The organism is Pseudomonas sp. M5A4_2d (assembly GCF_053345295.1).
Genome location: NZ_JBKEZW010000009.1, coordinates 136,930 through 150,196 on the forward strand (window position 1 = coordinate 136,930; position 13,267 = coordinate 150,196).

The following is a 13,267-nucleotide window of genomic DNA, read 5'->3' on the forward strand; positions in this document are numbered from 1 at the left end:
TTGACCTGTTAGTCACACTTCGCTGCTTAAGGTTGTAGGCATCAGCAACTGGAGAACCGTTGATGTCTACCCCGATCAAGCTCGATTTTTCTGAAAAGTACGACGATCAGCACGCGCAGGAATATTTGCTCAAACATCAGGACAATCTGGCTCGCCGGTTGTCCCACAAACGCGACGAGCAATTGGCGCGCGGCGCGTTGGCCATGGCCGGCGAGCCAGGCTTGGTGTTGGACCTGCCCTGTGGGGCTGGACGTTTCTGGCCGTTACTGGCGGAAAAGCCCAATCGGGTGATTATCGGGGCCGACAATTCGGCATCGATGTTAAACGTCGCCACTATTGCCCAACCGGCTGACGTGGTGAAACGGGTACGTCCTTTGCAGACGTCTGCGTTCGATATTGATTTACCGGATAACTCGGTCGACAGCATTTTCTGTATGCGCCTGCTGCACCACATTGGTGATGCGGAACACAGGCTGGCGATACTGAAGGAATTTCAACGAGTTACCCGCGACAGCGTGATTGTTTCGCTGTGGGTAGATGGCAATTTCAAGGCCTGGAAACGCAAGCGCCTCGAAGCGAAACGTCGCGAGAAAGGTGAGCAGGAAGGTTATCAAAACCGGTTTGTGTTACCGGCTGCTACTGTTGAGGCAGAGTTTGAGCAGGCCGGTTTCCGGGTTCAGGAGTCCCTGGACTTCATGCCGCTCTACGCCATGTGGCGAGTATATGTATTGCGTAAGAGGTAACAGGATGGCAGTTGAGTGCGTATCAGGCAGTCACGTAGCTCCCGAAGAGCGATTTGATTATTTCTGGCGCCAACGGGGCGAGTGGGTCGAGGAGCCCAACCGTCGACGTGGGGGGGAAAGTGGTGTGCAACGGGTGATCAGCCCCAATGGCCGCTTGCTCTACAGCAAGCGCCAGACCGGGCACATCTACCGCAGTTGGCTCCACCCATTTGGACGTCCGACCGTGTTGCGCGAGCGCGATGCCCTGAAGGGCCTGCGCTCGTTGGATGTACGCGTACCGGAACTGGTGTTCTGCGGCGCGCGCCGTGATCCGGAGCACCAGTGGAAAGCGCTGTTGGTGACCGCGTCATTAGACGGATTCGATGAAATCGAAAACTGGTACGCCGCCGGTGGCCGCGAGCAGTACGGCGAGTTGGTTCACGAACGCGTGCTCAAGGAGTTGGCCTACACCCTGGCACGCATGCACAAGGGCCGCTGGCAGCATGGTTGCCTGTACATCAAACACATCTTTGTACGGGTGACTGGCGAGGGCGACGCGGCCAATGTGGAAGTGGCGCTGCTGGATTTCGAAAAGTGCCGCCAGCGTTTGACCGCTTATCGGGCGGCTTCCCATGACATGCTGCAACTGCGGCGCCATTCGTCGTGGAGCAGTACCGACTGGGAAAAACTCAGCTACTTTTACGAGACGGCGTTTGGCAGCGCTATCAAGGGTTTAACCAGATGAAGCTAGAAATAGCACGAGGTTTGTTCCTGGTAGGCGCGTTGGGCATTGCAGCCCTGGCGCTGGCTGCGTGGGAACAACCTCGCACACAAGTGCTGAGCGCGGTGCAGGGTAGCGGGCAATGTCTGTTACCACGTGTTGCCAAGGCCAGTGTGGCGGTCAAGCCTGATCATGATTTGCTGTTATTCATGTTCGGGATGTCCCAAGGGATGAGACCGCAGAGTTGAATACATCACAGCCAACGTAAAAGGCCCCGCACTGCGGGGCCTTTTACGTTGTTGCAGGTGCAGATACCCGCCGAAAGACGTCCGTTCCAATGACTCACCTTGTTTGAAAATTGACGCCTATAGCATGCATTGGTGCAGGGAGTCCTTGGGAAATGTCTGGCGGACGTGTCGGAATTTTCCTGTTTCAAACGCTCGAATTCCTGCGCGCTATGGTATCTTCGCTCTCCTTTTTTCCAGCGACTGGGGCTTCTGTCGACGCTTTGCGTATTGCAGAAGGGGGAGAGAAGGAAAATCGACCGGATATCGGTAGCTGAAGGAACGGGTGAATGTTGATGAACGTTAATAGCTCAAGATGAACGCTTGCAGTGGTAAACATGAAGAATAGGTACCTGCGGCTCTTATAAGGGTTGGAACGCAGTGGTCTTTAACTGCAAGTTTTGTTTTTTTGGGGTGGGTCAATGATTTTTAGCTCTTCTATATTCATATTGGTGTATTTGCCAATAGTGTTTGCCGTGTACTTTATTTTAAACAAAGCCAGGTTGGTATCAGCCGGGAAGATCTGGTTGGTATTGGCCAGTTTGTTTTTTTATGGTTACTGGAGTGTCGCCTACCTGCCGCTGTTGCTGGGCTCAATTGTCTTTAACTACGCGGGCGGTTGGTTAGTCTCGCCGTATACAAAGGCTCTTCAAACGGCGCGGGCCAAAAAGTGGGCGCTGGCCGGTGCGATTGCGATAAACCTTTCGTTGCTTGCCTATTTCAAATACACAAACTTTTTGATTGATAACTTTAACGCGCTGGCCGGTGGTCATGTCGGGTTTGAGCAAATCATCTTGCCACTGGGCATCAGTTTTTACACCTTTACGCAAATCGCTTTCCTGGTCGATAGCTACCGCGGCGAGGCGAAAGAATATGACTTCATTAACTACGCCTTGTTTGTGACGTTCTTTCCGCATCTGATTGCAGGCCCGATTCTTCACCACAAAGAAATGATGTCCCAGTTTGAATCGCGCTGGACGTTGTTTGTTCGCCACAAAAACATTCTGATGGGTATCTTCATTTTCAGCGTGGGCCTGTTCAAAAAGGTCATTTTGGCAGACACCTTCTCGGTGTGGGCGGACGCAGGCTATGCACCCGGCGCTCATCATGACTTCTACAGCGCCTGGGCCACCAGCCTGTCGTACACGTTCCAATTGTATTTTGACTTCAGTGGCTACTGCGACATGGCGATCGGCGCGGCGCTGTTGTTCAATATCTGGCTGCCGATCAACTTTAACTCGCCGTATAAGTCCCTCGACATCCAGGATTTCTGGCGTCGCTGGCACATGACCTTGAGTCGCTACCTGCGTGATTATCTGTATATCCCGTTGGGCGGCAACCGCTGTTCATCCCCGCGTATCTACATGAACCTGATGTTGACCTTCATTCTCGGCGGCCTGTGGCACGGGGCGAGCTGGATGTTTGTCATCTGGGGCGCGTTGCACGGTGGTGCACTGGTTATCCATCGAGTCTGGAAGCAGTTGGGCATGAGCATGCCGAACCCGCTGGCCTGGCTGGTTACTTTTCTGTTTATCAATATCACCTGGGTGTTTTTCCGCGCGACCTCGATGCAGGACGCGAATAACATCATTATCAAAATGTTTGATTTCGGCTCCATCACCGGTACACCGGTCAGCGCCATACCCACCGCCAACCTGGCGTGGGGCGGCGTGCTGTCGGATCACTTGCTGAGCCTGCTTCCACAGGGTATCGCCGTGAACGCGATTTGCTTCGCGATGATTCTGATTGGTTTCATTATCACCCCGATGAAGAACTCGTTCACGTTGACAGTCGAAGGCGCATTTGGTTGGAAAAAAACCATCTGGATGACGCTGGTATTTGCGATTGCCATGTATTCCACCCTGAAGACGACCAGCACCGTCTTCTTGTATTTTAACTTTTGATCGGTGTCGTGATGAAAAATAAAATAGCGGTCTTTTTCATTTCTGCATTTCTGATCCTGATGATTTCGCCGGTCTTCAATCTTGCAACACGCTTGCCCGGCCATACCGATGAAAATGTGAAATGGTGGGAACTCTCGTTCCTCTATAACGTTGATTTTGCGATGCCGTTGTTAGGCAGCCTCTACAGCATGGTCGGCGTTTCTATCGATCCGGGTGAAGTGATCCTGGGCAAGGATGGCTGGCTGTTCCTGGGCGATGACTACATAAAGTCTATTTCGGTTAAACGCACCGGTATGACGCCGCAAGAGGCCAGCACTGTCGAGAAAGTCGCGGACACGCAGGCCAAGTGGGACAAGTGGTACAAACACCACGGCGTTAAGCAGTACCGCGTGCTGATTGGCCCCGATAAAGATTCCATTTACCCGGAATTCTTGCCCGCTTGGGCGGCCCATTCGGCCAACCCTGTGACCGCGCAGTTGCTGAAAGTTGCTCCGCAAGGGGTGTACGTCGATGCGTTCACACCGCTCCTGGCAGCGAAAGACAAAAACCCACCGCTGTACTTCAAGACCGACACTCACTGGAACAACCTGGGTGCCTGGATCGCCTTTACCGCCTTGGCGGATAACTTGCGCAAAGCTGAGCCGAAGCTGGTTTGGCCGGATCCTGCCGACGGTAAAGTGGCTTCTATTCTCCCGCAGGGCGGCGGTGATTTGGCCAAGTTCCAGCGCGTGCAAAACTCGACGCGTGATCAGAGAGTTGTCCTGAGCTTTGACGAAAAATACAAAATCAAGGTTGATCGTTACGACTACAACTCGGGGAAATTGCTGGGTACGAGCCAGAATATGCCATCAGAGCCACCGCATCACGCTGAGCTATTTGTCTCCAAGGACGCTCTGAATGATAAAAAGGTCCTGTGGCTGCGCGATTCGTATGGCATCGCGATGTCTCCCTTCATGGCCGCAACCTTTTCCAATGTGGTTCAGGTGCACCACGATGCCCTCGACAGTGACAGCCTGACCAAATTGGTTGAGCGCTTCAAACCTGACTACGTTGTGTATTCCGTGGTAGAGCGCGGGTCGCGAATCGGCTTGTTCGTTTCGCCGCCTGAGCTGTATGCGATGTCGCCCAATAGCGATGAGTTTGTGCCGTCCGCCAAGGGCACGGTCTCGCTGATCAACGACGTCAAAACGACGAAAACGGCAGGGCGCTATGACATTACTGGCCCGGACCCTTTCATCGTGTTCACCATGGCCCCACAGGCCACGGGTTCAAAGTCGCATCAGTTGACCTTCGATGCAGAATGCTTCAACCCAGCGGAAAAACTCACGCCTGTGCAGATTTTCTGGTCCACGCCCACTGAAGGGTTCATGGAAAGCCACAGCGCCCGGTTCTTTATTAACCAGGGCACTACGTCTGTGGACCTGTCCGGCGCGCCTGGCTGGCCGACCACAGAGCAAGTCGTCAATGTTCGCTTTGACATCGACAGCACCACTGCCTGTTCAGGGTTTTCACTCAAGAACCTGGCTACCGGCGTGAACGCAGACGCAGTTAAAAAGAAGTAACAAAGACGCTGCCACCGCTATAGGGCCATACGTGGCCCTATGCATGACGGCGATCAGATCAGGTGCAGATGGTTATCCCAAAGCCCGGCCGGCAATTCCAGTGGCTTGGCGACCAACTGCTGCTGGCGGCAATCGTAGAAGCGGCAGCGCCCCTGGCCTGACGTGACGACGAACCCATCCGCCACCGCGCCCACGCCGGCACAGTCCGGCAAAGGCCCATCCAGGCGCAGCTCACCGCTGTCCATGTCCCAGATAAAAAAGCGATTGCCCCGTGGCGCCGTCAGTGCGACCAGGCGCAGTTCGCTGTGCACTGCGACACTCGCGGTGTAATGCCCCATCGCCTGCAATTGCTCATCGGCCACCGGGAACGCCACGAACGGCTGCCCCGGGCGCTTGATCGCGAGCAACTCGGAACGCTCCTGGGACGGCCCCATGAACTGCTGCCCGGTGAGGATCGTGCCATCGCTGGCAATCCCCATATGGCGCACGCTGTTCATCTGCTGGCCGAGGGTTTCCTTGCTGATCAGGCTGCCATCGCGGCGCATCAACACCAGGCTCGGCTCCATGGCGTTGAGGTTCATCTCCACACGGCTTTCGGCTTCGGTGCGAATGCCGCCGTTGGCCACCACCAGGGTTTCGCCGTCGGGCATCCATGACACCTGATGCGGGCCGATACCATGGGTGGAAATTTCGCCGCTGTGTACCAGTCGCTCGCCTTCGAACGTGTACACGCCAAGCAGGCCGCGGCCCGGATCGGAGGTGTCGTTCTCGGTTGCGTACAGCCAGTTGCCGCTTTTGTGAATGACCGCATGGCCATAAAAGTGGCGATGGGCGTTCGACGTGATGGTTTGCAGGAGCGCGCCATCACGCAGGTCGATCAGGTAACTTTCGGTGCCCGGGCGACGGGCGACGAACAGCGCAATCAACAGCGTCGGGTGGTTGATGATGTCGTGGCAGCGCTGGCCAACCTGCGTGGCAAACACCTGCTTGCCGTCCAGGCGATAGCCTACGGCGTAGTGCTTGCCGTCCGCATCATCGCGCGCCGACAGCAGCAGCGGCCCTTTGTCCTTTTGCTTGAACAGCGTCCAGCCACCCAGCGTGATCGCACTGAGCAGCACGCTGCCAACCGCCAAAGCCTGTCGCCTGAGCATCATCAGTCACCGTCGTTGGCGTTAAAGCCCAGTTGGATGCCCAGCGCTTTGGCCAACTCGCCTTCGTGCAGGCGATGGACGACGTTGAGGCTGTCGTAAATATCGTTGAGCTGCTGGCGCCCGGCATCGTCGGCCAACAGTTCATTGAGGGTGCGCGGGTTGCCGGCGAACAGTTTCAGGGAAGCGGCATAGGCGGCGTCGATCTTGTCGGCCAACGGCTTCTGCTCCGACGGCAACAAGCCACGCAGGCCTTTGTTGTCGACACCGACCCACACGGTCTGGGCCGCCGCGAGGCTGGCCTGCAGGCTCTGCAGGGACGACTGGCTGCGCCAGGCATCGGCCTGGAACGGTTGCGGGATGCCTTTGGTCTGGCGACCCATTGGCGTGCCGAGTTTTTTCTTCAGGGTGTCCAGTGCTGTCACTTGCGCGCGTAGCAGGTCGGCGATGGCTTCGTGGGAATCAGCGTAGCGCTGGTTCGGAAACTTGGTCATCTGCGCAAGCATGCCGTCGGTGCTGTTCCAACTGGCCAGGATCTCTTCGGCCAGGGCCTTCTGGCGCTCGCCGATGGCGACCAGCAACGGGCAGTAGCGGGCTTTCTGGGTTTCGTCGGCGACGTCAGTCCTGGCGTCGTAGAGGATGTATTCATAGGCCGAAAGGCCCTGCACCACGACACTGGACTTGGCCAAGGCGGCGGCGTCGATCTGCGGCTGGGCGGTGACCAGTTGCTCGACCTGGCGACCCACCAGGTTTTTCTTGTCCGGCCAGAACTGCACCTGCCACGAACGGTTGCCCTCGGCCAGTGGGCCGATCAGCAGCGGTTGCAACTCGGCCCAGGCTTTTTGCGCGTGGAGGAAGTCGGCACGGGCGGTCTCCAGGCTTTCCTTGCCCTGGCAGTAGGCGAGGGCGCTGACGGCCAGTTGGCGGTCGGCGTCAACCCAGCGGCTGTAGGTCGGCAGGATCACTTGCTTGGCGATGGCCGCCGAGGTCACGGCTTGCGGGTCCTGAGGCGAGCAGGCGCCGAGTGCGAGGGCGGCCAGGCTGGTGAACAACAACTTGGGACGAAACATGTCGAGCTCCCTTCGGTAAGTGGGGCAAAGCTTATAGAGAATTCAGGAACGCCAGCAACGCAGCCCGCTGCTCGGCATTAAAGGACAACACATGCTGCTGCGCCGCCTGCGCTTCGCCGCCATGCCAGAGCACGGCTTCAAGCAGATTGCGGGCGCGGCCGTCATGCAAAAACTGAGTGTGGCCACTGACGGTTTGCGTCAGGCCAATGCCCCACAACGGCGGCGTGCGCCAGTCGCGGCCACTGGCTTTGAATTCGCTGCGGTGGTCGGCCAGGCCTTCGCCCATGTCGTGCAACAGCAGGTCGCTGTAGGGGCGAATGACTTGGTTGGCCAGCTCGGGTTCGGCAGCGTTGGCGGCCGTGGTGAACGTTGGTTTATGGCAACCCTGGCAACCGGCCTGGTAGAACAGGTTTTTCCCGGCCAGCACCTGCGGCGTGTTGACGCCACGGCGTACCGGCACGGCGAGGTTGCGGGTGTAGAACAGCACCAGGCGCAGGATGTTATCGCTGACTTCCGGCTCACCGTCGGGGCCATTGCCGTTAGGGGCCTGTTTGCAGGCGACTTGGGCGTCGGTGCAGTCATCGAAGGGTCTCAGCGACGTGGTGAGGCCCATGTCACCGGAGAACGCGTGAACATTCTGTTGATTGAGGTTGGGTTGCCCGGCTTTCCAGCCAAAACGCCCGAGGACGGTGGTGTGCCGGGCGTCATCCCAGACCTGGTTGGCGCGGCCGACGATGGCGTCTTTGTCGGCGGTGTTCGGGTCGGTGTTTTTCAGAATATCGGCGTCGCTGATCGCTTCGAGCAGGCCCAGGCCGATCATCGGCGGGGCGATTCGCGCCGAGAACAGTGTATCCGGGTGCATCGGGCCGTAGCCGAGCTGGGTGATTTGCAGGGCGGGCTTGCGCAACTCGACCTGCGTGCCGTCCTTGAACGTCACGTTGACGGGCGTGTAGTCGACCCGCACTTTGCCTTCGGGGGCTACGCCCGGCACGGCCATGTCTTGCAGTTGCCCGCCGTACACCGGCTCTGGCACCACGCCGATCTGTTCAATGAGCTTGGCATAGGCCGGCAGGTCTGAGGTAGGCGCGGGGATCGACAGGCGCACCAGCATCGACACCGCATTGGGCGCATCGGGCAGCGGCGGGTGACCACGGCCATCCTTGATATGGCAGTTCTGGCAGGCGTTGGTGTTGAACAGCGGGCCCAGGCCATCGCGCGCAGTGGTGGTGGACGGCGCAATCACCCAGGGGCTGCGAAAGAAGCTGTTGCCGACGCTGAAGTCCAGGCGGCGGCTGGGTGCAAGGTTGGCCGAGGGCAGGGAAAACGCGTTCTGGTCGCGCTTGTTGACCGTCGTCGCGCCGCCAGCTCGCGCTTCACCGGGCTCAGCCTTGGTGAAGCGTGGGGCGTCATCGCAAGCAGTCAGGCTCAAGGCCATCAATGTTGCGCATAGGCGAAGAAACGAACGGAACATCGAATTCCCTGAACGAAGGCGGAAAATAAGGCCGCAAAGTCTAACAGGGCAGGGCGGATTGAATAAGAGCAATTATCGTTTGGTGGAATCCGATTCATTACCGCTAGAATGGCCGCACATTTTTATCTGGAGGTGGCCAATGCAGGCTCTCGACGCTTTGCTCAACCGTGTTTCCGTGCCGCGTTTGCTGGAACCGGCACCGACCCAGGAGCAGCGCGACGTGCTGTTCGCCGCCGCCATGCGCGCGCCCGACCATGGCCAACTGCGCCCATGGCGTTTTCTGACCGTGGAAGGCGCGGCCCGTGAGCAAATGGGCACGCTGCTGGCCGAAGCCGCGCGACTGCAGGACGCCGACGCGCCGCAAGCCGCCATCGACAAGGCCCAGAACGGCCCATTGCGCGCACCGCTGGTCGTTGTGGTGATTGCCCGTTTGCAAGAACACTTCAAAGTGCCGAAGTCCGAACAACTGCTGGCGGCCGCCTGTGCGGCCCACGGCATTCTGCTGGCGGCGTACGCTCAGGGGATTGGTGCCGTGTGGCGCACCGGCGAATTGTCCTACTCGGCTCACGTCGCCAAAGGCCTGGGGCTGACGGCAAATGAGGAAGTGATTGGCTTCCTCTACCTGGGCACCCCGCAGAACCCGCCGCGCACTGCGCCGAAAGAAGACCTGACGCCGTTTGTTACAGCCTGGACTGGTCTGTAAGAAAGCGCAGATCTGCTTTATGTGGGAGCGGGCTTGCTCGCGAAAGCGGTGGATCAGTCAATACATCCAGTGACTGTCACACCGCATTCGCGAGCAAGCCCGCTCCCACATTTGCTCATCATCATTTTCAAGTCAGGCGTTACACCTTGAACTGATCCATCAACTTCATCTGCTGGCTGGCTAACGCGTTCAGTTGGCTGCTGATGGCCGCCGACTCAGTGGCCTGGCTGGTGAGGGTTTCGGTCACGGTGCGGATTGCCGAAACATTGCGATTGACCTCTTCGGCCACAGCGCTCTGTTGTTCTGCGGCGCTGGCGATTTGCAGGTTCATGTCGCTGATTACTGTCACCGCATCGCTGATCTTGCCTAACGCTTGCGCCGCTTGATGGATCTGCCCGGCATTGCTCTGGGCCTGGTGTTGGCTGGAATGCATAGTCGCTACCACGCCCCGCGTTCCGCTCTGGATGCGTTCGATCACCAGGCGAATCTCTTCCACCGAATCCTGGGTACGTTTGGCCAGGTTGCGTACTTCGTCGGCCACCACCGCAAAGCCACGCCCGCTTTCCCCGGCGCGTGCGGCTTCGATGGCGGCGTTGAGTGCCAGCAGGTTGGTCTGCTCGGCAATGCTGCGGATCACTTCCAGCACCGAGCCGATCTGCTCGCTGTTCACCGCCAGGGCTTCGACTTCACTCACCGCTTTGCTGACTTCGTCGGCGAGGGTGGTGATATCACGGGTGCTCTGTTCAATGATCGACATGCCATCACGCGCCGACTGATCCGCCCCGCGCGCCGCGCTGGCGGCGTTGGAGGCGCTGTTGGCCACTTCATGGGCGGTAGCGCTCATTTCATTGGAGGCGGTGGCGACCTGGTCGATTTCGCGGAACTGCACCTGCATGCCTTCGCTGGTCTGGCGCGCGATGGCTGAAGACTGATCTGCCGTGCCACGTGCTTCGGTGATGCTTTGCTTGATCTGTGCGATGGTCGGCTGCAGCTTGTCGAGGAAGCGGTTGAACCAGTTTGCCAGCTCGCCCAATTCGTCTTTCTTGGCATAGCTCAGGCGCTGGGTGAGGTCACCTTCGCCGCTGGCGATGTTCTTGAGCATGGCGGCGACGGTATTGATTGGGCGGGTGACGCCGGTGGCGGTCAGCCAGATCAATAGCAAGCCGAGCAAGGCGGCGGCCGCGCCGACCAGCAGCGCTTTGAGCGTGGAGGCGTTTTGGGCCTTGTCGAGTATCCCTTGCAGTTTCAGTGCGTCGGCCAGCATCACTTCTTTCGGCAGTTTGATGACCACACCCCAGGATTTTGCATCGGCAATGGGTTTCACCGGGTACACGGCGCGAATCGTGTCGTCCTGTTCGCGGATCATGCGGGTTTCACTGGCCAGCAGTTGCACGATGTCTTTGCCTTCGGCGCCAATGGTGTCGATCAGGTTTTTGCCGACCTTGTCCGGTTGGCCACTGAATGCCGCAATCAAGCCGGTGCTGGAGAGGATTTCCAGGTAGCCGGCACCGTTGAACAGGTCTTTTTGCGCCGCATCCGTGGCGGCTTGCAGGGCATTCAAGGCCAGGTCGATGCCCACCACACCGATGACTTTACCGTCCACGATTAACGGTAGCGAAATGGTGGTCATCAGCACCTGCTTGCCGGCGACTTCGTCGGCGTACGGGTCCAGCAGGCACACAGTGCGCGTGTCTCGTGGGCAGGTGTACCAGATGTTGTAGGGCGTACCGCTGAGATTGGGCGTGGTCTTGATCAGGTCGTCTTCGACCATCACGGTGTTCAGGCCATCGCCGCCGGCGCGGCTCCAGTAGCTGGAGAAGCGACCTTTTTCGTTGGAAACGCGGGCTTTGTCGTCGACGAACTCGCTGTCCTTGCCATCCAGGGCGTTGGGTTCGAACGACAGCCAGATACCCAGCACTTTGCTGTTGCGCTCGAAGGCGGTCTTGAGGCTCTGGTTGAGTTCTTCACGCAGGGCGCTTGCGTCCAGCCCGCGCTTGGCGGCCGTGTTGCGCAGGCCCTTGATCTGGTCGGCCAGCGCGGTGACGACGACCAGGCTTTCGCCGAAGGTTTTTTGCAGTTGTACGGCCTGTTCAGCGGCCTTGGCCTGCAACAGGTTCTGCACACTGTTGGTGAGCATTCGCGAGCTTGATTCGCTGACCAGTCGGTTGTTCTGGTCGGCTTCGTAAAGGTTGATGCCGACGATCAGCGCGATCACCCCCAGGAGGCAAAGGCCCGACAGCAGCACTATTTTCAAGCGGATGGAGAGGGTGTCGAACATAGGTTCACTCGCGATTGGACTTGTTAGAAAGCAAGCAGGGCGAGCCAAGTCCATTCGGCGCTATGTCCGGAACATCGGCGTAACGTGATGTTTCATGAGGCGGAGGCGATGAGCGGTAGGCAAAAGCTTGAACGCGGCGTTACACGGGGGTTGCAAGCCGTTCCGGGCGTGACCAGATCCACAGGTTGCCCAGGCTCATCCCGGCAATCGCCAGGTAGATCGGCCAGCCGTGGTCGAGCATCACCAGCATCAAACCGGCACATAGCAACATGCTCACAGTGGCGCTGACTTTGGCCCGGCGCGCGATGATCTTGCCGTTGCGCCAGTTGAACAGAATCGGCCCGAACAGCCGGTGGTTTTCCAGCCAGGCACTCAAGCGCGGCGAGCTTTTAGTCGCGGCCCAGGCGGCCAGCAGGATGAATTCGGTGGTGGGCAGACCCGGTATCACAATCGCCACCAACCCAATGCCCAGGCTGACGTAGGCCAGCAGGCCAAAGAGGATCTGCGCCATTTTTGAGGTGGATTGGGTTTTGCCGGTCATGGGTTGGGTGATCACAGAAGTCAGTATGCAATGAGATTCAACTGTGGGAGCGGGCTTGCTCGCGAATGCGGTGTGTCAGTCAATATATTCATGACTGACCCTGCGCTTTCGCGAGCAAGCCCGCTCCCACAGTTGATTGCATTTCAATTCGAGTGTTACGCCAGTTCAGGGGCCGTAGCGTACGCCTGTTCCAGCAACACGGTGAAGCGCACAAACGCATCGATCGCACCTTTTTCGACCGCGGCTTCTTCTTCGGCGCTGAACGCCAGGCCGTCGAGGGTGCGGGTGAAACGCTTCCAGCCTTCGGCGCGACCACCGGCCGGCTCGCCGAGGTGGCGGGCCCCGAAGGTTTCGCTCAGGCCCAGGCCTACGGCGCGCTTGATCAGGAACGCAGCGCCCAGCTTGGAACCTTCGGACACGAACAGCCAACCCAGGGCTTCGGCCTTGCTCGGGTTTTTCACGGCGCCGGCGACCGGTGCTGGCACTTCAGTGTCGAGGTCACCGAGGTCCAGCTTGGCGGCATCGGCGCGGCAGCGTTCGGCCAGGTCCGGGACGATCTTGATCAACTCGGGGTCGTTGTACAGGGCTACCAATTCTGATTGGAACAGGTATTGCGCGACCACGAAGCGGGCGAAGTTGGCTTGGGTTTCGAACGGGGCGTGGGCTTTGACCAGCGCATCGAGCTGGGTGTGCGGCACGTGAGTGATCTGGTTCAGGCGCTGGGAGCGCAGGCTTGGGCGTTCTGCGGTAGGGGAAGCAGTCATCGAAAAAAGTCCTTGAGAAGAGTAGCGCCTGGGTGCCCTAAAGAGAGCGGTTATCAACTAGACGAACAAGAAGACGCGGCACAGTAAAAAATCCTCACC

12 protein-coding genes and 1 pseudogene are annotated in these 13,267 nt (G+C 58.6%); 6 read left to right on the forward strand and 7 right to left on the reverse strand.

The features are described 5' to 3' along the window. Nucleotides 1-62 precede the first annotated feature (62 nt). The 5 genes from ACLBW8_RS21185 (at nucleotide 63) to ACLBW8_RS21205 (ending at nucleotide 5,193) form a co-directional block, all read left to right on the forward strand. The gene (locus tag ACLBW8_RS21185) at nucleotides 63-743 is read left to right on the forward strand and encodes a class I SAM-dependent methyltransferase (protein ID WP_128591768.1); all 681 of its coding nucleotides are present in this window, start codon (nucleotides 63-65) and stop codon (nucleotides 741-743) included. 4 nt (nucleotides 744-747) lie between these two features. Next, a complete protein-coding gene (locus tag ACLBW8_RS21190; protein ID WP_447806229.1) occupies nucleotides 748-1,467 on the forward strand; it encodes a lipopolysaccharide kinase InaA family protein in 720 nt (239 codons plus the stop codon). Further along, nucleotides 1,464-1,691, forward strand: coding sequence for a hypothetical protein (locus ACLBW8_RS21195; RefSeq protein ID WP_053257809.1), 228 nt, complete (start codon nucleotides 1,464-1,466; stop codon nucleotides 1,689-1,691). Before ACLBW8_RS21190 ends, ACLBW8_RS21195 begins: the two co-directional genes overlap by 4 nt. Before the next feature lie 512 nt (nucleotides 1,692-2,203). Further along, nucleotides 2,204-3,631 (forward strand): MBOAT family O-acyltransferase, encoded by a 1,428-nt coding sequence (locus ACLBW8_RS21200; RefSeq protein ID WP_237140865.1) that lies wholly within the window; start codon nucleotides 2,204-2,206, stop codon nucleotides 3,629-3,631. A gap of 11 nt (nucleotides 3,632-3,642) precedes the next feature. Beyond that, nucleotides 3,643-5,193, forward strand: coding sequence for an alginate O-acetyltransferase AlgX-related protein (locus ACLBW8_RS21205; protein WP_407016225.1), 1,551 nt, complete (start codon nucleotides 3,643-3,645; stop codon nucleotides 5,191-5,193). Between the two features lie 53 nt (nucleotides 5,194-5,246). On the opposite strand, the gene ACLBW8_RS21210 is transcribed toward ACLBW8_RS21205, so the two are convergent. From ACLBW8_RS21210 to ACLBW8_RS21220, 3 genes are read right to left on the reverse strand one after another with little or no spacing between them, the layout of a single operon-like run. Then, a complete protein-coding gene (locus tag ACLBW8_RS21210) occupies nucleotides 5,247-6,344 on the reverse strand; it encodes a DUF1513 domain-containing protein (protein ID WP_447806288.1) in 1,098 nt (365 codons plus the stop codon). Nucleotides 6,345-6,346: 2 nt separating this feature from the next. Beyond that, the gene (locus ACLBW8_RS21215) at nucleotides 6,347-7,411 is read right to left on the reverse strand and encodes an imelysin family protein (protein WP_064453975.1); all 1,065 of its coding nucleotides are present in this window, start codon (nucleotides 7,409-7,411) and stop codon (nucleotides 6,347-6,349) included. A gap of 31 nt (nucleotides 7,412-7,442) precedes the next feature. Continuing rightward, nucleotides 7,443-8,882, reverse strand: a complete 1,440-nt coding sequence (locus tag ACLBW8_RS21220; protein ID WP_064453974.1) for a di-heme oxidoreductase family protein — start codon at nucleotides 8,880-8,882, stop codon at nucleotides 7,443-7,445. A 139-nt stretch (nucleotides 8,883-9,021) separates the two neighbouring features. On the opposite strand from ACLBW8_RS21220, the gene ACLBW8_RS21225 reads away from it, so the two are divergent. Then, complete coding sequence (locus ACLBW8_RS21225; RefSeq protein WP_447806230.1) at nucleotides 9,022-9,585, forward strand: NAD(P)H nitroreductase; 564 nt, start codon at nucleotides 9,022-9,024, stop codon at nucleotides 9,583-9,585. A 139-nt stretch (nucleotides 9,586-9,724) separates the two neighbouring features. On the opposite strand, the gene ACLBW8_RS21230 is transcribed toward ACLBW8_RS21225, so the two are convergent. The 4 genes and pseudogenes from ACLBW8_RS21230 to ACLBW8_RS21245 form a co-directional block, all read right to left on the reverse strand. Beyond that, the gene (locus tag ACLBW8_RS21230) at nucleotides 9,725-10,480 is read right to left on the reverse strand and encodes a methyl-accepting chemotaxis protein (RefSeq protein WP_407016289.1); all 756 of its coding nucleotides are present in this window, start codon (nucleotides 10,478-10,480) and stop codon (nucleotides 9,725-9,727) included. A 102-nt stretch (nucleotides 10,481-10,582) separates the two neighbouring features. Then, nucleotides 10,583-11,917: pseudogene (locus ACLBW8_RS21235) on the reverse strand (PDC sensor domain-containing protein); the annotation flags it as partial. Nucleotides 11,918-12,002: 85 nt separating this feature from the next. Then, the gene (locus tag ACLBW8_RS21240) at nucleotides 12,003-12,404 is read right to left on the reverse strand and encodes a YbaN family protein (RefSeq protein ID WP_447806289.1); all 402 of its coding nucleotides are present in this window, start codon (nucleotides 12,402-12,404) and stop codon (nucleotides 12,003-12,005) included. A gap of 155 nt (nucleotides 12,405-12,559) precedes the next feature. Beyond that, nucleotides 12,560-13,168, reverse strand: a complete 609-nt coding sequence (locus ACLBW8_RS21245) for a biliverdin-producing heme oxygenase (protein WP_447806231.1) — start codon at nucleotides 13,166-13,168, stop codon at nucleotides 12,560-12,562. Nucleotides 13,169-13,267: the final 99 nt, after the last annotated feature.